The organism is Brevundimonas sp. AVps23W, from assembly GCF_058681395.1.
In genome coordinates this window covers 1,148,491-1,172,702 of the sequence record NZ_CM178738.1, presented here as the reverse complement: position 1 = coordinate 1,172,702, position 24,212 = coordinate 1,148,491, and the positions used below count along the sequence as shown (strand labels likewise).

Annotated in this window: 23 protein-coding genes and 1 pseudogene; 12 read left to right on the top strand and 12 right to left on the bottom strand. The window is 68.4% G+C overall.

The genetic code is table 11. The annotated features are described in order from the left end of the window. Positions 1–518: 518 nt before the first annotated feature. The 3 genes and pseudogenes from ACW177_RS05745 to ACW177_RS05735 all read right to left on the bottom strand — a co-directional run. Positions 519–626 (bottom strand): annotated as a pseudogene (locus tag ACW177_RS05745) (biotin carboxylase N-terminal domain-containing protein); the annotation flags it as partial. Then, positions 627–1,025, bottom strand: a complete 399-nt coding sequence (locus tag ACW177_RS05740) for a hypothetical protein (protein WP_492027655.1) — start codon at positions 1,023–1,025, stop codon at positions 627–629. It abuts the pseudogene before it with no gap. Continuing rightward, positions 1,025–2,560 (bottom strand): acyl-CoA carboxylase subunit beta, encoded by a 1,536-nt coding sequence (locus tag ACW177_RS05735; protein WP_287104231.1) that lies wholly within the window; start codon positions 2,558–2,560, stop codon positions 1,025–1,027. The genes ACW177_RS05740 and ACW177_RS05735 overlap by 1 nt, the downstream gene beginning before the upstream one ends. On the opposite strand from ACW177_RS05735, the gene ACW177_RS05730 reads away from it, so the two are divergent. The 3 genes from ACW177_RS05730 to ACW177_RS05720 are packed head-to-tail and all read left to right on the top strand — an operon-like array spanning position 2,559 to position 5,173. Beyond that, on the top strand, positions 2,559–2,699 hold the full coding sequence (locus ACW177_RS05730) for a hypothetical protein (protein ID WP_492027654.1): 141 nt from the start codon (positions 2,559–2,561) through the stop codon (positions 2,697–2,699). The two genes, ACW177_RS05735 and ACW177_RS05730, sit on opposite strands and share 2 nt — an antisense overlap. Next, complete coding sequence (locus tag ACW177_RS05725) at positions 2,692–4,128, top strand: helix-turn-helix domain-containing protein (protein ID WP_492027653.1); 1,437 nt, start codon at positions 2,692–2,694, stop codon at positions 4,126–4,128. The genes ACW177_RS05730 and ACW177_RS05725 overlap by 8 nt, the downstream gene beginning before the upstream one ends. A gap of 7 nt (positions 4,129–4,135) precedes the next feature. Further along, positions 4,136–5,173: an oxidoreductase gene (locus tag ACW177_RS05720; RefSeq protein WP_492027652.1), complete on the top strand. Its 1,038-nt coding sequence runs from the start codon at positions 4,136–4,138 to the stop codon at positions 5,171–5,173. Between the two features lie 228 nt (positions 5,174–5,401). Here ACW177_RS05720 and ACW177_RS05715 read toward each other — a convergent pair. Continuing rightward, a protein-coding gene (locus ACW177_RS05715; RefSeq protein ID WP_267515012.1) for an IS630 family transposase occupies positions 5,402–6,344 on the bottom strand; the annotation gives its coding sequence in 2 pieces (ribosomal slippage) (positions 5,402–6,007 and positions 6,009–6,344; 942 coding nt in all). A gap of 204 nt (positions 6,345–6,548) precedes the next feature. On the opposite strand from ACW177_RS05715, the gene ACW177_RS05710 reads away from it, so the two are divergent. Continuing rightward, positions 6,549–6,923, top strand: a complete 375-nt coding sequence (locus ACW177_RS05710) for a BlaI/MecI/CopY family transcriptional regulator (protein ID WP_492027651.1) — start codon at positions 6,549–6,551, stop codon at positions 6,921–6,923. Further along, a complete protein-coding gene (locus ACW177_RS05705; RefSeq protein WP_492027650.1) occupies positions 6,920–8,608 on the top strand; it encodes a M56 family metallopeptidase in 1,689 nt (562 codons plus the stop codon). Before ACW177_RS05710 ends, ACW177_RS05705 begins: the two co-directional genes overlap by 4 nt. A gap of 503 nt (positions 8,609–9,111) precedes the next feature. On the opposite strand, the gene ACW177_RS05700 is transcribed toward ACW177_RS05705, so the two are convergent. The 5 genes from ACW177_RS05700 to ACW177_RS05680 form a co-directional block, all read right to left on the bottom strand. Next, a complete protein-coding gene (locus ACW177_RS05700) occupies positions 9,112–10,440 on the bottom strand; it encodes an Hsp70 family protein (protein WP_492027649.1) in 1,329 nt (442 codons plus the stop codon). A gap of 53 nt (positions 10,441–10,493) precedes the next feature. Next, positions 10,494–10,697, bottom strand: a complete 204-nt coding sequence (locus ACW177_RS05695) for a hypothetical protein (protein ID WP_492027648.1) — start codon at positions 10,695–10,697, stop codon at positions 10,494–10,496. A gap of 119 nt (positions 10,698–10,816) precedes the next feature. After that, positions 10,817–11,656: an HpcH/HpaI aldolase/citrate lyase family protein gene (locus ACW177_RS05690; protein WP_492027647.1), complete on the bottom strand. Its 840-nt coding sequence runs from the start codon at positions 11,654–11,656 to the stop codon at positions 10,817–10,819. Further along, positions 11,656–12,333, bottom strand: coding sequence for an SDR family NAD(P)-dependent oxidoreductase (locus tag ACW177_RS05685; RefSeq protein ID WP_492027646.1), 678 nt, complete (start codon positions 12,331–12,333; stop codon positions 11,656–11,658). The genes ACW177_RS05690 and ACW177_RS05685 overlap by 1 nt, the downstream gene beginning before the upstream one ends. A 31-nt stretch (positions 12,334–12,364) precedes the next feature. Continuing rightward, the gene (locus ACW177_RS05680; RefSeq protein WP_492027645.1) at positions 12,365–12,874 is read right to left on the bottom strand and encodes a GAF domain-containing protein; all 510 of its coding nucleotides are present in this window, start codon (positions 12,872–12,874) and stop codon (positions 12,365–12,367) included. 249 nt (positions 12,875–13,123) lie between these two features. Between ACW177_RS05680 and ACW177_RS05675 the strand changes: the two genes are divergently transcribed. Both ACW177_RS05675 and ACW177_RS05670 read left to right on the top strand, forming a co-directional pair. After that, complete coding sequence (locus tag ACW177_RS05675) at positions 13,124–14,626, top strand: tetratricopeptide repeat protein (protein WP_492027644.1); 1,503 nt, start codon at positions 13,124–13,126, stop codon at positions 14,624–14,626. Between the two features lie 18 nt (positions 14,627–14,644). Then, positions 14,645–16,084 carry a right-handed parallel beta-helix repeat-containing protein gene (locus ACW177_RS05670; RefSeq protein ID WP_492027643.1) on the top strand — a complete coding sequence of 480 codons (1,440 nt, stop codon included), beginning with the start codon at positions 14,645–14,647 and terminating at the stop codon, positions 16,082–16,084. A 155-nt stretch (positions 16,085–16,239) separates the two neighbouring features. Here the strand turns inward: ACW177_RS05670 and ACW177_RS05665 are convergent, their stop codons facing one another. Continuing rightward, positions 16,240–17,178: an IS110 family RNA-guided transposase gene (locus ACW177_RS05665; RefSeq protein WP_492025775.1), complete on the bottom strand. Its 939-nt coding sequence runs from the start codon at positions 17,176–17,178 to the stop codon at positions 16,240–16,242. 988 nt (positions 17,179–18,166) lie between these two features. On the opposite strand from ACW177_RS05665, the gene ACW177_RS05660 reads away from it, so the two are divergent. The 4 genes from ACW177_RS05660 (at position 18,167) to ACW177_RS05645 (ending at position 21,117) form a co-directional block, all read left to right on the top strand. Continuing rightward, on the top strand, positions 18,167–19,435 hold the full coding sequence (locus ACW177_RS05660; RefSeq protein ID WP_492027642.1) for a cation:proton antiporter domain-containing protein: 1,269 nt from the start codon (positions 18,167–18,169) through the stop codon (positions 19,433–19,435). A gap of 43 nt (positions 19,436–19,478) precedes the next feature. Continuing rightward, complete coding sequence (locus tag ACW177_RS05655; protein ID WP_492027641.1) at positions 19,479–19,676, top strand: DUF2093 domain-containing protein; 198 nt, start codon at positions 19,479–19,481, stop codon at positions 19,674–19,676. Then, a complete protein-coding gene (locus tag ACW177_RS05650; RefSeq protein ID WP_492027640.1) occupies positions 19,673–20,524 on the top strand; it encodes a M23 family metallopeptidase in 852 nt (283 codons plus the stop codon). The genes ACW177_RS05655 and ACW177_RS05650 overlap by 4 nt, the downstream gene beginning before the upstream one ends. Before the next feature lie 83 nt (positions 20,525–20,607). Next, positions 20,608–21,117, top strand: a complete 510-nt coding sequence (locus tag ACW177_RS05645; protein ID WP_492027639.1) for a response regulator — start codon at positions 20,608–20,610, stop codon at positions 21,115–21,117. Here the strand turns inward: ACW177_RS05645 and ACW177_RS05640 are convergent. Both ACW177_RS05640 and ACW177_RS05635 read right to left on the bottom strand, forming a co-directional pair. After that, on the bottom strand, positions 21,060–21,989 hold the full coding sequence (locus ACW177_RS05640; RefSeq protein ID WP_492027638.1) for a lysophospholipid acyltransferase family protein: 930 nt from the start codon (positions 21,987–21,989) through the stop codon (positions 21,060–21,062). The two genes, ACW177_RS05645 and ACW177_RS05640, sit on opposite strands and share 58 nt — an antisense overlap. A 43-nt stretch (positions 21,990–22,032) precedes the next feature. Beyond that, entirely contained in the window at positions 22,033–22,803 is a 771-nt protein-coding gene (locus ACW177_RS05635) for an SDR family NAD(P)-dependent oxidoreductase (protein ID WP_492027637.1), read from the bottom strand. A 108-nt stretch (positions 22,804–22,911) separates the two neighbouring features. Between ACW177_RS05635 and tipF the strand changes: the two genes are divergently transcribed. Next, entirely contained in the window at positions 22,912–24,186 is a 1,275-nt protein-coding gene (gene tipF / locus ACW177_RS05630) for a flagella assembly cyclic-di-GMP phosphodiesterase TipF (protein WP_492027636.1), read from the top strand. Positions 24,187–24,212: the final 26 nt, after the last annotated feature.

Genomic DNA, 24,212 nt, shown 5'->3' with positions numbered 1-24,212 from the left:
CCGTCGCGGCCGGGGCTCACCGGCCCACACCGAGCGTATGGACTCTCGGGACAAGCCCGAGGATGACGAATTGAGGGATGACGTCCGACATCCGGACGAAACATCAAGGCGACGCAACACACGCTCCCCCACCCCCGTCATCCCCGCACCCCTAACCGTCATCCTAGGCCTCGTGCCTAGGATCCATAGACTCCGTCGAAGCCGGTGCGCACCGGCCCCCACCGAGCGTATGGATCCTCGGGACAAGCCCGAGGATGACGAATTGAGGGATGACGTCCGACATCCGGACGAAACATCAAGGCGACGCAACACACGCTCCCCCACCCCCGTCATCCTAGGCCTTGTGCCTAGGATCCATAGACTCCGTCGCGGCCGGTGCGCACCGGCCCACACCGAGCGTATGGATCCTCGGGACAAGCCCGAGGATGACGGAAAGGGGGTGGCGGACAAACGAACGACCATCACAGCGGACCATTGCCGTGCGTCACCCAGGCGTTCCCCTGGAACCGATCCTTGTAATCGACCTCAGCACAGGCCCGCACCGTCTCGACGCCCATGCGGCGGCAGGTCTTGATGATCCGAACCGCGATCTCGCCCCGGTTGGCGATGAGGATTTTGGAGAACATTCAGGTGTCCTTACGGCTAAAAGCGGCCAACCAAACGGCTAGGCTTTCAGAGTCAGTATCGGGTGTTGCGATATAGAGGGGCAGCAGCGCGAGAACGGCTTCACGGTCAGCTTCGGCCCAGGTCGCGAAATGAGACCTCTCCAGCTTTTGGCGCACGACATCGCCACTGGTCATCCAGCCAGCGTAAGGCTCGCGGATCACTCGCCTCAAAAATTCGGGCAGTATCCGAGCAACTATCTTTTCCGACATTATGGTTGTCGTGGCGCGCCATATCGTGAGGTCGATATCTGTGTTGGACCATTCCTCGGGACGTGAAGCGTTCATTCGGATCAGCCGTTCGCTGTCCTCGTTTCGGGAGCAATAGATCGCCGCCGGATCAATATCGCCGAGCGTCCCCATCACAGCGGAATATTATCGTGCTTCTTCCAGGGGTTCTCCTGGACCTTGTTCTTCAGCGTCCGCAGCGCCTTCACCAGCCGCCGCCGCGTCCCATGCGGCATGATGACGTCGTCGATATAGCCCAGCCCCGCCGCCACGAACGGATTGGCGAACCGGTCCTTGTACTCCGCCTCGCGCGCGGCCAGGGCCGCCGGATCGCCGGCCTCCTTGCGGAAGATGATCTCGACCGCCCCCTTGGCGCCCATGACCGCGATCTCGGCGGTGGGCCAGGCGTAGTTGACGTCGCCGCGCAGGTGTTTCGAACTCATCACGTCATATGCGCCGCCATAGGCCTTGCGCGTGATCAGGGTCAGTTTCGGCACGGTCGCCTCGGCATAGGCGAACAGCAGCTTGGCCCCGTGTTTGATCAGGGCGCCGTATTCCTGCTTGGTCCCCGGCATGAAGCCCGGCACGTCCACCAGGGTCACCAGAGGAATGTCAAAGGCGTCGCAGAAGCGCACGAACCGCGCGGCCTTGCGGCTTGAATCGATGTCCAGCACCCCCGCCAGCACCTGGGGCTGGTTGGCGACGATCCCGACCGTCTGGCCGTCCAGCCGGCCGAAGCCGCAGATGATGTTCTTGGCGAAGTCGGCCCCGATCTCGAAGAAGTCGGCCTCGTCGACCACCTTCAGGATCAGCTCCTTCATGTCATAGGGCTGGTTCGGATTGGCCGGGATCAGGGTGTCCAGGCTCGGCTCGTCCCGCTCCGGCTCGTCATAGCTCTCGCGCACCGGCGGCTTTTCGCGGTTCGACAGGGGCAGGAAGCCGATCAGGCGGCGCACCTCCGACAGGGCCTCCAGGTCGTTCTCGAACGCCCCGTCCGCCACGCCCGACTTGCCGGCATGGACCCGCGCCCCGCCCAGGTCCTCGTGGCTGACCACCTCGTTGGTGACCGTCTTCACCACATCGGGGCCGGTCACGTACATATAGCTCGTGTCCTTCACCATGAAGATGAAGTCGGTAATGGCCGGCGAATAGACGTCGCCGCCCGCGCACGGCCCCATGATCACGCTGATCTGGGGAATGACGCCGCTGGCCAGGGTGTTTTGCAGGAAGATGTCGGCGTAGCCGGCCAGGCTCTCGACCCCCTCCTGGATCCGCGCCCCGCCGGCGTCGAACAGGCCGATGATCGGCGCCCCGGTGGTCAGGGCCATCTTCTGCAGCTTGACGATCTTGGCCGCATGGGCGCCCGACAGGCTGCCGCCGAACACCGTGAAATCCTTGGAGAAGACATAGACCAGACGCCCGCCAATGGTCCCGCGCCCCGTCACCACCCCGTCGCCGGGGATGCGTTGCGTCTCCATCCCGAAGTCGTGGCTGCGGTGTTCCACGAACATGTCGGTCTCCTCGAAGGAGCCCTCGTCCAGCAGAACGTCGATGCGTTCGCGCGCCGTCAGCTTGCCCTTGGCGTGCTGTGCGGCGATACGCTTTTCCCCACCGCCCAGTTTGGCGGCGGCGCGACGACGCTCCAGTTCTTCAAGGATGGCTTGAGTCATGATCGGTTTCGGCCTTGTGTTCGAATGGCAAGGCGTGGCGCCTTCATCGCAAATTGGCAAACGCAACTTTGCAAAAGGTGCGGAACTGCGCGGACTTGCAAAGGCGGGAACGATGAACTGCAAACTTGCGAATGGCTGAGAAGCTTTTTCTGGGCGCCAAACTGCGCAAGCTGCGCGAAGCGCGCGGCTGGACGCTGGAGGCCTGCGCCGAGCGTCTGGGCCTGTCGCCCTCCTATCTGTCGCAGATCGAGACCAATCAGCGCCCGGCCACCGCCCGCGTCCTGATCGCCCTGACCCGCGCCTTCCATATCGACGCCAGCCTGTTCGATCTTGAGGGCGACGCCCGCCTGATCGCCGACCTGCGCGAGGCCACCACCGACATCGCCGGCCCGGTCAGCGGCGGGGCCGAACCCCCGACGGCGGCCGAGCTGAAACAGGCCGTCGCCAACACCCCCCGCCTGGCCCACCAGTTCCTGGCCCTGCACCAGGCCTTCCGCCAGCTGGACGAGCGGGTGAAGGCGCTGGACGACACCCTGGGCCGCGACGAACTGGGCGCCCGCGTCGCCCTGCTGCCCTATGAAGAGGTGCGCGACTTCTTCCACTACCGCGACAACTACGTCGACGGCCTGGACACGGCGGCCGAGGCCCTGGCGGCGGCGGTCCCCCAGGACGGCCCGATCGAACGGGCGCTGGAGACCCTGCTGGCCGACCGGCACGGGGTGCGCACCGTCTATGTCGCCGGCCAGGAGGCCCTGCGCCGCTACGACCCCGCCAGCCGGATCCTGAGCCTGGACGCCTGGCTGCCCGGCGCGACCCGGTCCTTCCAGCTGGCCCACCAGCTGGCCCTGTTGTCCTTCCGCGACCTGATCGAGACCGAGCTGGACCAGGCCGCCTTCCGCACCCAGGCCGCACGCGACGTGGCCCGCGTCGGCCTGGCCAACTACGCCGCCGGCGCGCTTCTGCTGCCCTACCGCGCCTTCCTCGAGGCGGCGCGGGCCGAGAAACACGACATCGACCGACTGCGCACCCGCTTCCAGGTCAGTTTCGAACAGGTCTGCCATCGGCTGTCGAACTTGCAACGGCCCGGCTGGCGCGGCGTGCCCTTCTATTTCGCCCGCGTGGACATGGCCGGCAACATCACCAAACGCCACAGCGCCACCCGCTTCCAGTTCGCCCGCTTCGGCGGCGCCTGCCCTCTGTGGAACGTCCACGAAGCCTTCGCCACGCCCGACCGGATCGGGGTCCAGCTGGCCGAGATGCCCGACGGCTCGCGCTACATCTCCATTGCCCGCAGTGTGTCCAAGCCCAGCGGCTCCTACCTCGCCAACGACCGCCGCTACGCCCTGTCCCTGGGCTGCGAGGTCGAACACGCCGGGTCCCTGGTCTACGCCGCCGGCCTGGACCTGAACGGCCCCGCCGCCCGGATCGGCGTCAGTTGCCGCATCTGCGAGCGCACCGACTGCACCCAGCGCGCCTTCCCGCCCCTGGACCGCGCCCTGCACGTGCCCGAGAACGAGCGCGGGGTGGTGCCCTATGTGCTGGATGGACCGCGCCCGGACCGTTATTGATCGGGGCATGACCTCCCATCCTCCCATCGGCGTCGCCGTCGTCGGCTACGGCCTGGCGGGCCAGACCTTCCACGCCCCCCTGATCGCGGCGACCCCCGGCCTGACCCTGACCGCCGTCGTCTCGTCGCGGCCGAATGCGGTCCACGCCGACCTGCCGGACGTCGATGTCCTGCCCAACCTGGACGCCGCGCTCGCCCGCGACGACATCGGCCTGATCGTCGTCGCCACCCCCGACGCGCTGCACGCCGAACAGTCGATCGCCGCGCTTCAGGCCGACAAATCGGTGGTGGTGGACAAGCCCTTCGCCGCCACCCTGGCCGACGCGCAAGCCGTCGCCGCCGTCGTCGCCGATGCGCCCGGCGTGTTCAGCGTCTTCCAGAACCGCCGCTGGGACGCCGACTTCCTGACCCTGCGCCGCCTGATCGCCGGGGGTGAACTGGGCGATATCGCCGTATTCGAAAGCCACTACGACCGTTTCCGCCCCACCGTCACCGACCGCTGGAAGGACCAGCGCGACGGCGGCGTCTGGGCCGACCTGGGCCCGCACCTGATCGACCAGGCGGTGCAGCTGTTCGGCCCGCCCCTGGCCGTCTACGCCGACCTCCAGGCCCAGCGCGTCGGCGCCACCGCCATCGACTACGCCCACGTCCTGCTGCGCTACGACCGGCTGCGGGTCATCCTGAACATGAGCCACCTCGCCGCCGAGGCCAGCCTCCGCTACGTCGTCCACGGCACAGGCGGCAGCTTCATCAAACACGGCCTCGACGCTCAGGAGAGCCAGTCCAAAGCCGGGCTCCGCCCCGGCCACCCCGACTGGGGCCTCGACCCCTCGCCCGGCGTCCTGACGAAACAGATCGACGGCCAAACCCTCCGCACCACCCCCACGCCCGAACGCGGCGACTACCCCGCCTTCTACGCCGCCATGCGCGACGCCATCCGGAGCGAAGCGCCCCCGCCCGTCCCCGCCGCCCAGGCCCTGACCGTCATGCGCATCCTCGACGCGGGCTTGCGCAGCGCGGCCGAGCGGCGCGAGGTTTCGCTCTAGCCTTCACCTCCCGTCACCCTTCGCCAGCGAAGCAATCGCACGCGCCGCCCCCCACCCCACCCCCGTCACCCTCGGACTTGTTCCGAGGGCCCACGCCGGATGCGATCCGGAAAGGCGGGACAGTGCGACAACCCTAAGCGTCGTTGCGGCGGATAGGTGGGCCCTCGGAACAAGTCCGAGGGTGACGGAAGGTGGGGTGCGTATGCGCCCCCCTAGAGCGTGATTCCTTCACACGGAACCGTATCCTGAGTTGACGAGGTAGTTCGCACATTCGGCGGGGCTGAAGAGATTGATGATCTCTCCGGCCTTTCGCCACGTGGCTTCAATGGTTCTGGGCTGGGCGTTGCGCATGAGGTGTTTGAGCTTGGCGAAGACCTGTTCGATGGGGTTCAGGTCGGGGGAGTAAGGGGGCAGGAAGATCATGTGTGCGCCTTTGGCCCTGACAGCGGCGCGGGCGGCCTTGCCCTTGTGACTGCCGAGGTTGTCGAGGACGACGACGTCGCCAGGCGACAGGGTCGGAGCCAGTATTTTCTCGATGTAGACGAGGAAGATCGCACCGTTGATCGGACCATCGATAACCCAGGGCGCGTCGATCCGGTCATGGCGCAGGGCGGCGATGAAGGTCAGGGTTTTCCAGTGACCGAAGGGCGAGTGGCCCTTCAAGCGTCGCCCCCTCGGCCCCCAGCCGCGCAAGGGCGCCATGTTGGTCTTGACCCAGGTCTCGTCCAGGAACACCAGTCGCGACGGGTCGATCCGCCCCTGATGCGCCTTCCAGCGTGCGCGGCGGCGCGCGACGTCAGGCCGGGCCTGCTCCTCAGGCAGCAGTGTTTTTTTTGAAGCTCAGTCCTTCAGCGTGCACGAACACCCACACCGCTCGAGGGCCGGTCTTGATCCCGCGCGCGGCAAGTTCGGCCGTCAGTCCTCTGAGCGTGAACGGCCCTGAGGCGATGCGGGTGCGCAGCCATTCGGCGCAGTCTCCTGACAGCGTGCGAGGCTTGTGGCCGCCGACCTGGCCCGGCGCCACCGAACCTGTCTCTCCAACTCGCTTCGTCCACTTGGACACGCAAGACGGACTGATCCGAAGCGCCGCCGCGATCTCCCGGTGTGTCTCGCCCTCCGCCTTACGCGCCAACGCTCGCTCACGAAGATCCATCGAATAAGGAGCCGTCATCCGGGCTGGCCTCCCATCCAGCACGGATGTTGAATCAGATCACCGCAAACTTGGGAATCCCGATTCCGTCAAAGCGAGCCATGCTCTAAATGATGCGTGGGATTCCCACCCTACCGCGAGTTCATCCACCCGCCTCATTCCCGCCCCAATCCGCTACGCATGTAGCGCTACAAATGTAGCGTCAACAGCCACGGGAACAGCCTCATGATCGAATCCCTGCCCCGCCGCGAACGCGAGGTCTTCGAGACCCTGTGTCGGCTCGAGAAGGGCGCCGCCGCCGCCGTCCGCAACGCCCTGTCCGACCCGATCAGCGACTCCGCCGTCCGCACCCTGCTGTCGCGGCTGGAGGCCAAGGGTCTGATCGAACGCGCCCCTGGCCCCGACGGCTATGTCTACAGCCCGGTCCAGCGCACCGAGGCCGTCGCCGCCGGCGCTCTGCAACGGATGATCGACACCTTCTTCGCCGGCTCGGCCGCCAGCGCCGCCACCGCCCTGCTGGGCCTGGGCCAGAAGCTGACGCCGCAGGAAGCCGCCGCGCTCGAGCGCATCATCGACGAATCCGTGGAGCGCGAGTCGTGACCTGGGCCCTCCTCCTTTCGCTGCTGGTCAAGTCCAGCCTGATCGCCGGCGCCGGCCTGGTCTGTTCGCGTCTTCTGGCCCAGCGGCCGGTCGACCGGGTCGACATCCTGCGCGGCGTGACCTGTCTGCTGCTGGCCCTGCCGGTGATCATGGCGGTCCTGCCATCGCTGAAACTGGCCCTGCTGCCCGCCGCCGAGCCTCTCATCACGCCCCAAAATCTGCCCATGTGGCAGGGCGAGGTCGGCCCCGTCGCCGGTGTCGAAATCTCCGGCGCCCTGCCCTGGCCCACCCCCGCCCTGATCGTCGGCCTGGTCTGGCTGATCGGCGTCGCGGCGGTCGCCGGACGGCTGCTCTTGGGCCTGCACACCCTGGACCGTTGGACCCACGAAGGCCGCCCCGTCAAATGCCCCGCCTGGCGCACCGCGCTGGACACCCAGACCACCGGCCAACCGCCGCGCCTGATCGCCAACGACCGCCTGTCAGGTCCGCTCAGCTGGGGCGCCGCGCCCGGCGTCATCCTGGTCGATCCGACCAGCCTGGCCGAACGCCAGGCCGCCCCCGCCATCCTCGCCCACGAACTGGCCCATCTGCGGCGCAAGGACTGGGTCTTCCTGGTTCTGTCGCGGCTCAGCCTGGCCCTGTTCTGGTTCAATCCCCTGGTCTGGGCCCTCCACCTCGACCTGGTCGCCCGCACCGAAGAGGCCGCCGACGCCGACGCCCTGACCACCGTGGACCGTCAGGTCTACGCCCGCGCCCTGGTCCGCCTGGCCGCCCATCCCGTCCCCCGCTCCATCCCTTGCGCCGCCAGCCCCATGGCCGCCGACGCCCGCACCCTGAAGACAAGGATCGCCTGCATCATGTCGAACACAAACGCCCGCCGTCGCCCGCTGACCGTCGCCCTGACCGTCGCCGCCCTCGCCGCCGTCGCCACGCCTCTCGCCGCGCTCGAGCTGAGCCGCCAGGACTACGCCAGTCCGCCCCCGCCGCCTGAAACGCCCGAGCCGGCCCAACCTCCGGCCCCGCCCGCCCCGCCGGAACCGCCCGCACCGCCGTCCCTGGTCGTGCCGCCCGCGCCTCCCGCGCCTCCGGCTCCCCCGGCGCCCCCCGCTCCCCCGGCGCCGCCCGTCTTCCGCTCAAGCTACAGCTACACCTACAGCGGCGGCGTCCCCTCGCCGGAAGCGGAACGCGCCGCAGCCGACGCCCGCGCCCAGGCTGAGCAGGCCCGCGCCCACGCCGCAGAGGCCCGTCGCAACGCCGCCGAAAGCCGTCGCCAAGCCGAAGAAAGCCGCGCCCGGGCCGAAATCGCCCGCATCGACGGCGCCCAGGCCCGCGCTCACGCCGCCCAGGCCCGTGTCCGGGGCGAACAGGCCCGCGTCGAAGGCGAAAAGGCGCGGCGCATGGGTGAGCAGGCCCGGCTCCAGGCCGCCAGCGCCCGCGTGGACGCCCGCCGCCAGATGGCCCTGGGCGCCGAACAGATGCGCAAGGGCGCTCAGGAGATGCGAGCCGAAGCCGTCCGCCTTCGCGACCCCGCCTACCGCGCCCGTCAGATCGCCGACAACCGCTCGCGCGGCAACCGCATCACCGACGCCGAACTCCTCGCCGTCGCCGCCACCCTTCCCGCCAAAGCCGACGAAATGGACCGCGACGCGGACCGCATGGCGCAAGACGCGCGCCGCGCCGACTGAACTGGGCCCGCCCCCTACGTCCACCGCTCCACATCCGGCTGAAGGCCAATCAGCGCCAGCCCCATCCTCCCGTCACCCTCGGACTTGTTCCGAGGGCCCACCTTTCCGCCGCAGCGACGGTTAGAGCAAACCCACGGTCCCGCCGTTCCTGACCGGGTCCGACGTAGGCCCTCGGAACAAGTCCGAGGGTGACGGGCGGGGCGAGGGTGACGGGCGGGGGAGATAACGGACGGGGCGCGGGTGACAATCGGGGCTCACGCCCCCTGCGTCCACCGCTCCACATCCAGCTGAAGACAGATCAGCGCCAGCCCCATCTTCCCGTCACCCTCGGACTTGTTCCGAGGGCCCACCTTTCCGCCGCAGCGACGGTTAGAGCAAACCCACGGTCCCGCCGTTCCTGCCCGCGTCCAGCGTAGGCCCTCGGAACAAGTCCGAGGGTGACGGGCGGGGCGAGGGTGACGGATGGGGGGGATAACGGACGGGGCGCGGGTGACAAACGGGGCTCACGCCCCCTGCGTCCACCGCTCCACATCCGGCTGAAGACCGATCAAGGCCAGGCCGGCGGCGATGGATTCGAACTCGCCGCCGGTCTCGATCCGCTCCGTTCCGAACCGGCGATGGAACATTGTCCGCACGGCCGGGGTCAGGGAGGTGCCGCCGGTCAGGAAGACCCGGTCGATCCCCTCCGGCGCCAGGCCCGAAACGCGCATCGCCTCCTCCAGCGCCTCATCCAACGCGGTTTCGATGGCGGTCAGTTCGGGCGCGATCCAGGTCTCGAACTCGGCCCGCGTGACCGGCTTTTCGATCCGCACATCGCCGGCCACGAACGAAAAGTCCGCCGCCTCGGCCGCCGACAGATCCTGTTTCAGGGTCGAGACCGCGCGGTACAGGGCATGGCCGTGATTGTCGTCCAGCACCTCGATCAGCCGGTCGATCTTCTCGGGCTCCAGCGAGGTCGTGGCCAGGCCCCGGATGTCGCGCATGTCCCGCGACGCCCGCAGCAGGGCCAGCTGATCCCAGCGGGCGAAGGCGGAATAATAGCGCTGCGGCACCGGCAGGGTCTTGCCCACACTGGCGTAGAAACTGCCCTTGCCCAGTTCCGGCGAGACCAGATTGTCGATGATCCGATAGTCGAAGGCGTCGCCCGCCACCCCGACCCCCGACCGCGCCAGGGGCGTGGACTTCAGCCCGTCGGGCGTCCGTTCAAAGCGGATGATGGAAAAGTCGCTGGTGCCCCCGCCGAAGTCGGCGACCAGCACCGTCGCATCCTGCTTCAGGGTCCGCGCGAAATAGAAGGCGGCCCCGACAGGCTCATAAGCGTAGCGCACGTCCTCGAAACCCAGCCGGCGAAACGCGGTCTCATATCGCTCCAGCGCCAGGGCCTCGTCCGGCCGCGCCCCGGCGAAGGTCACGGGCCGGCCCACGATGACGCGCGGCGGCAGGTCGGCCATGGCCGCCCCCGCGTGCTGACGCAGCTTCAGCAGGAAGGCCGCCAGCAGGTCCTCGAACGTATAGCGCCGGTCGTGAATCCGCGTCTCGGTGAAGGCGGCGCTGGCGGCGAAGGTCTTGAACGACTGGATGAAACGGGTGTCGTGCGGATCGTCGACATAGGCCTCGATGGCCCAGGGCCCGGCCTCGACCACCCGCTCGGGCCGCCCCTCGCCCTCGGCCGCATGGAACTGGAAGCTCAGGGCCGAGCGGAAGGTCGAGCTTTCGCCCCCCTCCACCGCAAACTGCACCAGCACGGCGCCCGTCGTCGGGTCCGCCACCGCGACCACCGAATTGGTCGTGCCGAAGTCGATGCCGATCGTCAGCGGTTGTGGCGTGGTCATGACCCGGCTCCTTGAAGGGCGGGCTTCCTACAGCGTCCTCGGGGATTATGAAACTAGCCTTGGTGCGTCGTTGGGCACGAGGCCGAGATCGTCGCTCCATATTCGCAACGCCGCTGATGATCCGCGCCCTGCCCGACCAGCCAGAACACCGCCGTCCAGACCAGCAGCGAGACGATCAACGCGCCGCCCCAGCCGATCACCCGCCAGTAGGTTCGGCTCGCGTCATCCGGATCACGCTCAATGTCAGGGCCGCCCATGCCGACCTCCGATCGAAAACCCTTCCCTCCATTCGCCTGCCGAGCGAGTCTCTCAATCCGGGAAGATGCTTAACCGGCGCAGGACCTGTGGATTGGCGCCGCTGTAATCCGGCCGCGGTCTAGGTCTGCGCCTTGGCGTGTCGCGCCAGCACGGCCTCGGCCTGGGTCAGGTGCAGGCGCTCCACCATCGCGCCCCCCACCCGGATCGCGCCCCGCCCTTCGGCCTCCGGCGCGGCGAAGGCCTCGACCACGGCGCGGGCCTGGGCGACCTCCGCCTCAGACGGCGAGAAGGCGGCGTTGGCGGCGGCGATCTGCGAGGGGTGGATCAGGCTCTTGCCGTCAAACCCATACAGCCGCCCCTGCGCCGCCTCGACCGCCAGGCCGTCCACATCCTCGATCCGGTTGAACACCCCGTCCACCGCCAGCAGCCCATGCGCCCGCGCCGCCACCACCAGGGCCGCCAGCCAAGGCTTGAACGGCTCGCGATCCGGCGCTGCGCCCGTCCCCAGCGCCTTGGCCAGGTCGTTGACCCCCAGCATCAGCCCGTCCAGCCGCCCGCCCGCCGCCGCAATGTCGTTCAACGCGATCAGGCCGCGCGGCGTCTCGATCATGGCCCACAGCGCCGCCCCTGGCGCACGAGCCGAGATCGCATGGACCGTCTCCACCGTCTCCACCTTAGGCGCGACGATCAGGCCGGCGCCCGCCTGGGCCAGGGCGTCCAGATCGTCCTCGCCCCATTCGGTGTCCAACCCGTTGATCCGCACGCCCAGCCTCGGCCCGAAGCCCCCCGCTTTCACCGCCGCCACCGCCGCCGCTCGCGCCTCGACCTTGGCCTCGGGCGCCACGGCGTCCTCCAGGTCCAGAATGGCCACGTCGCAATCCAGCGTCCGCGCCTTCTCCACCGCCCGCGCGTTCGACGCCGGCAGATACAGGACGCTGCGGACCAGATCGCCCCGCATCAGACCCGCCCCGTCACGGGCACCAGCGCCCCGGTCATGGCCCGGCTCTCGGGCGAGGCCAGGAACAGGATCACCGCCGCCAGATCGACCGGCGCCACCCAGGTCGCCGGATCGGCGTCCGGCATGTCCTTGCGGTTGGCCGGGGTGTCGATGATCGAGGGCAGGACCGCGTTGACCGTCACCGCCGTCGTTTTCAGCTCCTCCGCCAGGGCCTGGGTCAGGGCGTGAACCCCCAGCTTGGCCGCCCCATAGGCCCCCATGCCTGCGCCGGGCTTCAGCGCGGCGGCCGAGCCGACATTGACGATCCGCCCGTCGCTCGCCGCCTTCAGATACGGCAGGGCCGCGCGGCTGGCGTTCAGGGCGGTGGTCAGGTTCAGCGCCTGCATCCGGTCCCAGGCCGGCGCCGCATCCTCCGTCGTCTGCCAGACGAAGCCGCCGGCGATATTGGCCAGCACGTCCAGCCGCCCGAACCGGCTGATCACAGAGGCCACGGCCCCCTCAGCCTGGGCCGCGTCGGTCAGGTCCACCCCGCCGATCTCCAGCACCCCGGCCGGGACCGGATGACCCTCGGCATGGTCGATGACCGCGACCGCCAGCCCCGCCGCCTGCGCAGCCTCCAGCACGGCCCGGCCCAGCATCCCGTGCCCGCCGGTAATCACCATCACCCGCTGCATCATCTCGTCCTCCATCCCTTCCCCCTGTTTCCGCTCAACCGGCGGCGAAGACCTTGGCCATCAGCCGCTCCAGCCCGGCCTGATCCACGGCGTCGAAGGCGGCCGGCGTCGTCGCATCCACGTCGAACACGGCGATCAGGTCGCCCGCCGCGTCCAGCACCGGCACGACGATCTCGCTGGCCGAGCGGCTGTCGCAGGCGATATGGCCGGGGAAGGCGTGAACGTCCTCGACCAGTTGGGTCCGCCGCGTCGCCGCCGCCGCCCCGCACACCCCGCGCCCGAAGGCGATCCGCAGGCAACCCAGCGTCCCCTGATACGGCCCGACCACCAGCTCGTCCGCCCCATCCGGCGTCTTGTCCGGCGCCACCACATAGAAGCCCGTCCAGAAATAATGATCGAAGGCGTCGGCCAGCATCGAGGCCACGGTCGCCATCCGCGCCGTCGCATTGGGCTCCCCGTCCAGCACGGCCAGAATCTCGGCCTCGACCTCGGCATAGCGGTCCGCCTTGTCGGCGGGGCGGTCGTCGCGGGCGACATAGGACATGGGCGGCTCCTTCGATTCGGAGCCGATATAGGCGGCGGGTCGCCCGGAAGCGAGCCTCGGCCCAGAAAGGTCAATTTCTTAAATATCAGAAATCGCACAACAAGGTTCGAAGACCCCGAAATTGGCGCTTGCTGTGGCGCCCCTTTGTCGCAAAACATCGTTAACCATGTTTGACGGTCTGACCTGTCGGCGCCTGCGCGCCGCCCTGCGTCGCGTCGATGAGTGGACTTTCGGGAGCGACAGGAACGTATGGGGGAGTACGACAATGCGGATCGCGGTCCGTCCCGGCTCCAGCGGCATCGCATGCCCCTGGCCGGCGGCGCCGTGGCGGTTCTGGTCCTGCTGATCGCCGTCCTGCTGCTGGCCAGCTGCGGCGACGGCGCCCCCGCCTTATGGCGGCGTGGCGGCCAGAACGAGGCCGCACTGTCCTGCCCCCGCCCGGCCTCGGTGACGGGGTCCGAGTTCAATGCCCAGGAGGCGGGCCTGCGCCATCTGCGCCGCGCCGCCTTCCGCGGCGACGTCTTCGCCCAGTTGGAGCTGGGCGCGCGCTACGCCGCCGTCCGCGCCACCGACAAGAATATCGAAGACCCGATCGAAAGCTCGGTCTGGTACGCCATGGCCCTGGCCAATGACGAGGGCTACGCCCCGATCAACGGGGTCGACCGCAAGGGCGGCCTGTTCGGCGGCGGCCTGCGCCCCCTGTCGAAATACGACGACTGCCGCGCCTTCGAACGCCACCGCGCCTATCAGGTGCTGGACCGCCAGCTGTCGCGGATGAGCCGCGAGGAGCAGGAGGCGGTGCGCGACCGCGTCATCTACATCCTGTCCACCCAGGACGCCGAGGGCTACCGCACCCTGGCCCGCCTGCACGACGGCCTCTACGGCCCGTTCGGCGAACCCGCCGACAATCGCGAGGCCCGCGAGGCGCTCGGCCGCAAGCCCGACGGCAAGAGCCTCAATCAGCCCCGCTCGCACGGCGGCTACTGGGCGGCGGTCAACCTGTTCCAGCGCAACGACGTAGACGCCTACCTCTACAACTATCTGGCGGTCCAGACCGGCGACGTCGGCGCCTATGTGCTGATGAAGGACTTCGAACGCTCCTCGCCCGGCCGCGCCCAGTACGCCGGCTTCGTCGAGGCCAAGGCCCGCCAGTGGACCCCGCCGTTCGAATTCTACCCGCTGGAGGCCCCGGCCTCGGGCGTGCCCTTCTCGGACGAGAGCCGCCCGCGCGGCGACGCCTATGAATACGCCCTATCGCGGCTTCAGGGCGAACTGCCCTTCGTCCATGTCGGCCGCGCCCTGCGCTATCTCGGCGTGACGCAAGAGGTCGTCGCGGCCCCCGAACAGCTGTCCCGCCAACAGATCGAGGCCTTCGAAGCCATGATCGGCCATGCGACCGAAAGCCGGCTGTCCCCGGTCGAACGGGTCCGCGCCATTCAGCTGGCGGCGGTCAACGGCTCGTCCGAGGCCCAGCTGGTCCTGGCGGTCATGTACGCCGAGGGGATCGGCCTGCCCGCCGACTACGCCCGCTCGTTCAAATGGTTCAGCGAGGCGGCCCGCCAGGGCAGCCCCGAGGCCAAGTTCGCCATGTCCACCTATTTCGCCCTCGGTGTCGCCGGGGTGGCGGATCAGGACAAGGCCGACGCCGTCGCCTTCCGCATCGAATCCGCGCTGTCGGGCTTCGGCCCCTCGGCCTCGCGCCTGCAGGCCCTGCTGTCCCAGGTGTCCCGCGCCCAACAACAGCGCCGTTAACAGGGAGGGTCTGGTCGCATGAACATCCGCTCGCTCGCGAAAGTCTCGCTCCTCGCGGCCTTCGCCCTATCCACCCTTTCGGCCCTGCCCGACCCGGTTCAGGCCCAGGTCGCCGCAAAAGTCGAGGCCCAGACCCGGCCCAACTTCGGCGTCCTGCTGGACCCGCCGACCCGCAGCCGGCCGCGCGCCCATCGCCGCTACGACTACGGCCGTTATCGCGGCCCCGACTGGCGTCCCCTGCCCCGCCCCCCTCATCAGGAAGAGGTCGTCCTGGTCGATTGCGGCGGCAATCCCGGCTCCGGCGCGATCGAAAGCGCGGTCCAGCGCGTGCGCCCCGGCGGCACCTTGATCATCCGGGCCAAGGCCGGCGCCTGCGTCGGCTGGCTGAACATCGACAAGCCGATGACCATCATCGGCGACAGCGGCTTTGATCCGCGCCGCTGGGATGCGGCGACCCCGACCCTCCAGGCGCCGGATGGCCTGCCCTGCCTGACCGTCGCCCCCGGCGTCCGGGTCGAGGTGCGCGACCTGGTCTTCGCCTCGCCCCGCGCCGGCGACGCCGCCTGCGTGGTCGGCTACAACGCCGAGATCGTCATGAGCCGGGTCGGCTTCCGCCACGCCGGGGACGAGGCCGCCATCTACGCCGACGGCGGCCTGCTGGACCTGCGCGACGTCCTGATCGACGCCCGCACCGTCTCGGCCGCCATCGTCGCCGACGGCGCCGCCGCCACCCTGTACGAACTGGCCATCACCGGGGCCCAGTCGGGCGTCGATCTGACGCCGGGCTCGGGCGCCCCCTCCACCCTGACCTCGGTCACCCTGCTCGGCTCGGACCAGCCGAACAATTTCGGCCCCCGCGCCATCGGCGTCATCGTCCGATCCTCGCGCGACTACGGCCAGGTCGCCATCAGCAACGCCAAGATCTGCGGCTATGTCGAGGGCGTGGCGGTCGAGGGCGCCTCGGTCTCGGTCTCCAACAGCCGGATCTGCAAGGGCGACAAGGGCGCCGTCCTCTATAACGGCGAGCTGCTGTTCGATCAGAACCGCGTCCGCGTGAACCAGGTCGGCGTCGCCGCCGCCTCGGGCCGCGCCGTCGTCACCGGCAACAGTTTCGCCGGCGTCCGCGACGCCATCTACGCCGAGGACCGCGCCAACATCGAAGCCCACGACAACCGCGTCTGGTCGCGCGACCTGTGCCGCCCCCGCTTCGAAAGCCGCTACCGCGACCGCTACGCCCCGTCCTGGGGCAATCGCAGCCGCGATTACGAGTGTCAGCAAACCCCCTACCCCCGCGACTGGTGGGAAGCCGAGGACGGCCAATACTACGACCACGGCTACGCCCTCGACGGCTACGACCGCTACCAACAAGGCTACGGCTGGTACGACCGCGACGGCCGCTACATCCCCGACGACCGCTACCGCGGCGACGCCCGCTGGCGCCGCAACGGCTGGTTCTAGGGCGCAGCGCGCTCAAGGCTCGAGAGCGAATTCGCGGCTAAGACCCCCTCCACCACCGCGCAAAGCGGGGAGGAGACGCACAGACCACCTGTCTCCTCCCCACGCAGTGGGGAGGTGGCTCGACGCGCAGCGGCGAGACGGAGCAACTGTGTTTGTCAGTGGGTTGCGATCCTCCATTCGGAACGGTCGCGGACGACGGCGTTGAGCAGGGTCATCAGCTTGTTGATCAGGGCGACAAGGATGACCTTTCCGGGTTTTCCCTTTGCGGCGAGGCGCTGTTTCATAACGGCCAGGACAGGGTTGTGGCGGGCCCCGATCAGGGCGGCCATATAGGCGACGTTGCGGACCACGGCGCGTCCGCCTCGGATCATGCTTCGGCCCTTCAAGGATCCGCTCTGGCGGTCATAGGGGGCGACGCCGACGAGGGCGGCGATCTGCTTGTGGCTCAGCCGACCAAGTTCGGGCAGGTGGGCCATCAGGGTCCAGCTCAACACCGGGCCGACGCCGGGGACCGAGCGCATCAACCTGTCGCGTTCGGCCAGGTCGGGATCGGCGGCGACGGTGGCGGCCAGACGCTTCTCCAGCAGCACGACGTCGGCCTTCATCCGGTTCAGGCGGCGGGCGGCCATGCGGCGCAGCATTGGGTCGCGCACCTGTTCGACCTGATTGCGGACCCGAACCTGTTCCTCGCACAGGGCGCGGCGGGCATCGACCAACTCAGCCAGAGCCTGGGCGCGGGCGTTGGGCTCCACCGTCCGTCCCGGCAGGGTCTGGACGAAGCGGGCGATCAGTTGGGCGTCGATCAGATCGGTCTTGGCCTTCAGGCCCAGAACACCCGCGAAGGCGCGCACCCGACCGGCCTCCACCCGCCGCACCGCTAGGCCGGCCTGCGTCAAGGCCTCGACCAGGTCCCGTTCGTAGCCGCCCGAAGGCTCCAGCCCGACGGCTTCAGGCCTGATCGTTTGGAGTTGGTCGATCAAGGCGCTCCAGCCCGCCCGATCATTGCTCACCGACCAGACCTCGCCCGTCGTCAGGGCGACATCCAGCCTCGCCTTGCTCACATCAATGCCGACAAACACTCTATCCTGTGTCATCTTGCGACCCTTCCTTGCCAGTGCGGGATCCTCGTCCCGTGCAACTGTTCGGGTTTGGAAGATCACAGCCTGACCCAGGCTCCGTCACGGTCTCTCGACCAGGGGGTATACGGGTTCAAGGCCGCGGCGGGCGGCTGCGTGAACAGCCGCCCGCATCCACATTCAATCACAATGCCAACACACAAGGGGCTCTTCGACGCCGCACCGCGCACAATGACGCTGCCTCCACACACTCACCTCCCCGTTCGCGAAGGCGAACGGGGAGGACAGGCGGAAGCGTCAGCGAGCGCCAGGAGGGGGCGACTCGGTGTGTGAAGCTCTTGGGGTCATCACCGCCGCCGGAGTCGCCCCCGCCTGGTCGCAAGCGCGACCTGTCTTCCCCCCGCGCCTTCGCGCGCGGAGAGGTGAGCGCGCACAATGACGCTGCCTCCCCCTCAACGATTTCAACGCCCTAACAGAATCTCACCCCCCTCTTCTAATCACCCCTCAAACCTCCCGCATAATCCTCTCATCCCCGCCGATGGGGAGGGCGTCGGATCCAGCGCCCTGACGGCGGCGGGGCTGTGGTCGAGCGATGAAGCCGGTGGGGAGGAGACCGCCGGGGTCCTTAGGGGCGGCGATGGATGCCGTCTCCTGCTCGCCGCACGCCTAGGAAAGCGGACCGCTGTCGACCTTCGTCGGCATGTCCGCCCCGGCGAAGCCGTCGCAAGGCGGCCCGCCGATCCGGCAAGGCTCTAAAAGGAGGGCCGCCAGCCGGAGTGCGTGTGGAAAACGACCGCGTGGGACGACGACTGCGCCGAAACGGTACTTAAAACTCAAAACCCCGGGTGCAGACCCGGCGTCCCACGCCCTCCCCGAACTTCGCCCCAAACCGGCGAAGGCGAAGACGCATGCCCCACGCGACACTGCGTCATCTTGTCAGACGCGCCGCCGCCCCCCACTTGAAACCCACCCCAAAATCGCCCCCCCGCCCGCGACAGGAGCCTTAATGCCGCATGCCGACAGCCTGATCCTCACCCTGGTCGGAGGATTCGTCCTCGCCTTCGTGTTCGGCATGTTGGCCAATCGCCTGAAACTGTCGCCCCTGGTCGGCTATCTGGTCGCGGGCGTCGTCGTCGGTCCCTATACGGGCGGCTTCGTCGCCGACACCCAACTGGCGCCCCAGCTGGCCGAGATCGGCGTCATCCTGCTGATGTTCGGGGTCGGGCTGCACTTCTCGCCCAAGGATCTGATGCAGGTCCGCAAGGTGGCCATCCCCGGCGCCCTGGTCCAGATCGGCGTCGCCACGGCCCTCGGCTGGGCCCTAGGCCGGTTCGTGCTTCAGCTCGGCGACGTCGAGGCCCTGTTGATGGGTTTCGCCCTGTCCGTCGCCTCCACCGTGGTCCTGCTGCGCGCCCTGGAAGAGCGTAAACAGGTCAAGGGCGAGATCGGCCGCATCGCCGTGGGTTGGCTGATCGTCGAGGATCTGGTCATCGTCATCGCCCTGGTCATGCTGCCGATGGTCATTCTGCCCGTCGGCGCCCAGACCGATCTGGCGGCCCTGGGCCTGAATGTCGGCTGGACCCTGCTGAAGGTCGTGCTGTTCGTCGTCGCCATGCTGGTCCTGGGCGGCAAGCTGGTGCCCTGGCTTCTGATCCGCATCGCCCATACCCGGTCGCGCGAACTCTTCACCCTGGGCGTCCTGGCCATCGCCCTCGGCATCGCCTGGCTGGCCTATTATCTGTTCCACTCGTTCGCGCTCGGCGCCTTCCTGGCCGGGCTGGTGATGAACGCCTCGCCTCTGGGCCATAACGCCGCCGAACGGTCCCTGCCCCTGCGCGACGCCTTCGCCGTGCTGTTCTTCGTCTCGGTCGGCATGTTGTTCGACCCGATGATCCTGGTGCGTCAGCCCTGGGCCGTGCTGGGCGTGCTGGGCATCATCATCATCGGCAAGTCGGCCGCCGCCCTGGTCATCACCAAGGCCTTCAAACTGGACCGCCCCATTGGTCTGACGGTGGCGGCCGCCCTGGCCCAGATCGGCGAATTCTCCTTCATCCTGGCCGCCCTGGGGGTCAACCTGGGGGCGCTGAGTCGCGAGACCCACGACCTGATCCTGGCCGCCGCCCTGCTGTCGATCTCATTGAATCCCTTCGTCTTCCTGTTCACCGACCGGATGGGCGGACGGCCCCGCCCCCCCGCCGCCGGCTCGCCCGAGGCCCATCAGGCGGCGATTGATCGCACCGCCGACCGGGCCGGCCCCAATCCAGCGACGACGTAAAACTCTCCTTGGCCTGAGGGGGCGATCATCGTTAACTGGCGCCATGGACACGACGACTTCGGCACAGGCGGTACTCCACTACGGCGACGGCGAGTTCGCCGTTCTGAAACCCGGACGGTTCGTCCGCTGCGCCGTCACCGAACGGCCGATCCCGCTGGAGACCCTCCGCTACTGGAGCCCCACCCGGCAGGAGGCCTATTACGGCCCGGCCGAGTTCATCGAAGGGACGAAGGCGGGGTGATCGGGCGCCGCTCCCTGTTGCTGGGCGTCGGCGCAGCCTTCGCCGTCCCGCACAGACTGGGAGCCTATGTCCCGGCTCCAGGCGAACTCAATCTGGCCCTGAACGGCGCCTGGCGTCAGGGCGGTTACGCCCTGGGCCGCACCGAACCCGGCGCCCTGATCTTCGTGGACGGCGAGGCCTTGTCTACCGCGTCTGCCGACGGCCTCTTCGTCGTCGGCTTCGACCGCGACGCCCCCGCCGCCGCCGAGATCGCGGTCCGCTCCGGCGACCGCACCACCCGCCGCGTCCTCGACATCGCGCGCCACGACTTCCCCTCGACCCGCGTCGACGGCCTGCCGCCCGCCACCGTCGAGCCCAGCGACCCGGCCCTCTTGGCCCGTATCCAGCAGGAACTGGCCCTCAAGACCGAAGCCTTCGCCAGCGACGCCGAGGCCGACGATTTCCGCGACGGCTTCATCTGGCCGCTGGAGGCCTATCGCATCTCCAGCGAATGGGGCGCTCAGCGCGTCCTGAACGGCACGCCGGCCCGGCCCCACTACGGCATCGACCTCGCCGCCCCCGCCGGAACCATGATCCGCGCCCCCGCCGACGGCCGCGTCATCTTCGTCCGCCCCGACATGCATTTCGAAGGCGGCCTGACCCTGATCGACCATGGACAAGGCCTGATCAGCGCCTATCTGCACCAGTCGCAGCAGGACGTCGCCGTGGGCCAGATCGTCCGACGCGGCGATCCCCTGGGTCGTGTCGGCATGACCGGCCGCGCCACCGGCCCGCACCTGTGCTGGCGCCTGAAGTGGCGCGCCCGCAACCTGGACCCCTCCCTCCTGGTCGGCGCCCACGCACCCTGACGCCGATCAGAAGACAACCGTAACGCTTGCGTACGTAAGGATAACTTCGTAATCTCACCGCTCTTTTCGGCGGGGGGGTCCGGATGTCACTGCTGCGTTCGCTGAACGTCCTGGTGGTCGATGATCACGACCACATGCTGGCCATCGCCGCCGCCATCTTGCGCGCCGCCGGCGTCCGCAGCGTTCACGAAGCGACCGACGGCGCTGCGGCGCTCGACATCCTGGGCGCCAAGCCGATCGATCTGGCTCTGATCGATTACAACATGTTCCCGCTGGACGGCGACGAACTGACCCGCCGGGTGCGCAGCGGCGCGGACGGCGCCAACATCTACCTGCCCATCATCATGATGAGCGGCCATGCCGAAAAGAGCCGCATCCACGCCGCCCGCGACGCCGGTGTGACCGAGTTCCTGGCCAAGCCGTTGACCGCCAATTCGATCATCGAGCGGATCAAGTCCGTGATCCTGAACCCCCGCCCCTTCGTCCAGATCGACACCTATTGCGGCCCCTGCCGTCGCCGCAAGGAGGCCGCCAACTACGACGGACCGCTGCGCCGCGCCGTTGACGCCGACCGGTCATTCAGCGCCGCATAGACCTTGTCGGGCCAGCGCCGGTGGACCCAGAACCAGTCTTCCGGAACCTCGCGAACCCGGTCCTCGACGAAGCGGTTCACGGCCTGAACCCCCGCCAGGATGTCGGCGTCACGGTCTCCGGTCTCGGCCACCCGGATCGGCTCATGCGCCGTCACCCGGAACCGCACCCCCGGCAGACGCACCACCGACAGAGGCTGGATCACGGTGTCGAACTTCAGCGCCAGCCGCGCCGCCCCCGGCGAGGCGTTGACCGGCTGATCGAAGAACTCGACCTCGGGCCCCTGATTATATTTCTGATCGACCAGCAGGGCGATCGAATCCCCCCGCTTCATCCCCGCCATCAGCTCGCGCGTCCCGTCGCCCTTCGGCGCGAACAGGCGGATGCCGTACCGCTCGCGGCTCTGGCGGATCAGGGCGTCGACATAGGGATTGTTCGCCGCCCGATAGGTCACCTGGCACGGCAGGCCCGAGGCCATGATCACCGCCGCCATCACCTCGAAGTTGGCCAGATGGCCCGAGATCAGCACCGCCGCCTTGCCGCTGTCGCGCAGGGCGTGCAGCCGCTCCATCCCCACCACCTCGACCCGCCCGCCCTCGGGCGTCAACCGGTCCATCACCGCCAGCTCGGAGAAGGTCCGGCCCGTCCGGTCCCACTGCTCCAGCGCCAGAGCGTCGCGCTCTGCGTCGCCCATGTCCGGGAAGGCGATCCGCAGATTGCGCATCACCGTCTTCTGCGTGCCCGTCTTCGGCCCCAGGGTCCGCAGCAGCCAGCCGCCCAGGCCCGAGGCCCGCTCCACGCCCAGGAAGCGCAGGAAACCAAACAGCGCCTGGAAGCCGAAGGCCTCCAGGCGCCAGATCAGATCTTGTCGCATGTCTCTTGCGCTGCCGCCCTTGGGGCTGCTTGAGCGCGTTTTCTTACCAGGCAATCGTCAATCCACCGTCCACCACAAGGGTCTGCCCCGTCACATAGGCCGAAGCAGGGCTGCACAGATAGACCGCCGTGCCGGCGATTTCATCCGGCTGGCCGATCCTTTTCAGCGGCGCGGGCTCCGTCACCGTCTTCAGCAGCTCGGGGTTCTCCCACAGATATTTGGCGAAATCGGTCTGGACCAGGCCCGGCGCGATACAGTTGACCCGCACATTCGACGGCCCCCACTCCACCGCCAGGTTCCGCACCAGCTGCATATCCGCCGCCTTGGAGATATTATAGGCCCCGATCAGGGCGTTGCCGCGCAGCCCTCCGATGGACGAGATCACCAGGATCGCCCCGTCCCGGCGCTCCACCATCTGGGGCGCGACCATCTGGATCAGCCAATGGTTCGAGATGACGTTGTTCTGAAGGATCTTCTCGAACTGATCGTCGGCGATCCCGCCCATCGGGCCGGCATAGGGATTGGTCGCAGCGTTGCAGACCAGGATGTCGATCCGACCAAAGGCGGCGTTCGTCTCGTCCACCAGCCGCTGCAGATCTTCCTTGGAGGCGATATTGGCGGGCACCGCGATGGCCCGGCCTTCGCCGTACTTGCCGTTGATCTCGGCCGCGACCTCGTCGCAGGGGCCGGCCTTGCGCGACGAGATGACCACCCGGGCGCCGTGTTCGGCCAGCCGCTCGGCGATCGCCTTGCCGATGCCCCGCGACGAGCCGGTGATGATGGCGACCTTGCCGGTGAGATCGAACAGTTCCATTGCGTTTCCCTTGGGTTCCGCCGGGTTATTTGCACCCCGGCTCTAGCCGAACGACATTGATAGCCTGATACTCAGGCGATTCCATCCGGGAGTGGCCACCGCCAGCCGATGCGTAACCTGACCACGGGCTTTTTGTATTTCGCCTACCTGTTCCTCGGCATGACCGTGGGCGCCTTCCTGTGGCGTGCGGGCCTGGGGGCCGGCGCGGGCGTGGCGGGCGCGCTCGGAGCCCTGGGGCTGCTGGGCGCCTTCCACGGCATCGTCACCGGCATGGTCGCCCGTCGCGCCCTGAAGAAGGAGATCGACCAGGTGCGCGAGGCGCACCGGTTGCTCGCCGATGCGATGGAATCGACCCAGGGCGCCCTGACCGAACTGGCCCACGCCATCGAAAGCGGCGCGTTGTCGGACACCGACGCCCTGACCGGCGAGGTGCGGATGCTGGAGACCCTGGTCCAGCAGATGAGCGACAGCATCGACCATCGCCTATCCAGCGCGCCGAACGTCGGCGTCGAGACCTTCGAAGGCCGCCGTCTGGCCCAGTCCAACGTCCTGCTGCGCACCATCCATGAGGCGCTGAGCGAGGGCCGGGTCGATCTGTACCTCCAGCCGGTCGTCTCCCTGCCCCAGCGTCGGACCATCTTCTACGAGAGCTTCACCCGTCTGCGGGATGCGACCGACCGGGTCATGATGCCGGCCGAATATCTGTCGCTGGCCGAGGGCGAGGGCCTGGTGCCGGCGATCGACAATCTGCTGCTGTTCCGCTGCGCCCAGATCGTGCGCCGGCTGGCGCGCCAGGACCGCAAGGTCGGGGTCTTCTGCAATGTGGCCCTGACGTCGCTGGGCGACGAGACCTTCTTCCCGCGCTTCCTCGACTTCCTCAATGAGAACCGCGACCTGAACCAGGCGCTGATCTTCGAGCTGGGCCAGGCCAATTTCGACGCACGCGGCGCCATCGAGGCCCGCAACATGGCCAAGCTGGCCGACCTCGGCTTCCGCTTCTCGTTGGACAAGGTTCAGACGCTGGACCTCGACTTCGCCGATCTGCAACGGGCGGACGTCAAGTTCATCAAGGTCTCTGCCGACCTGCTGATCGAACAACTGCTGGACCTGGACGGCGGGGCGCCACTGCGGTCCATGCCTGACATCCAGGCCGCCGACTTCGCCGGCCTGACCCGTCGTTACGGCGTCGAGGTGATCGCCGAGAAGGTCGAGTCGGAACGCCAGATCGTCGACATCCTGGAACTGGACGTCGGCATGGGACAGGGCCACCTGTTCGGCGAACCCCGCGCCATCAAGGAAAAGGTCCTGGCCGAAACCGACCCGCCGGCCGACTTCCTGCGCTCGACCCTGCGTAGCGCCGAACAGCGCCGCCGGTTCAGCTGACCAAGCTTCTCCCGCAAGGGGAGACG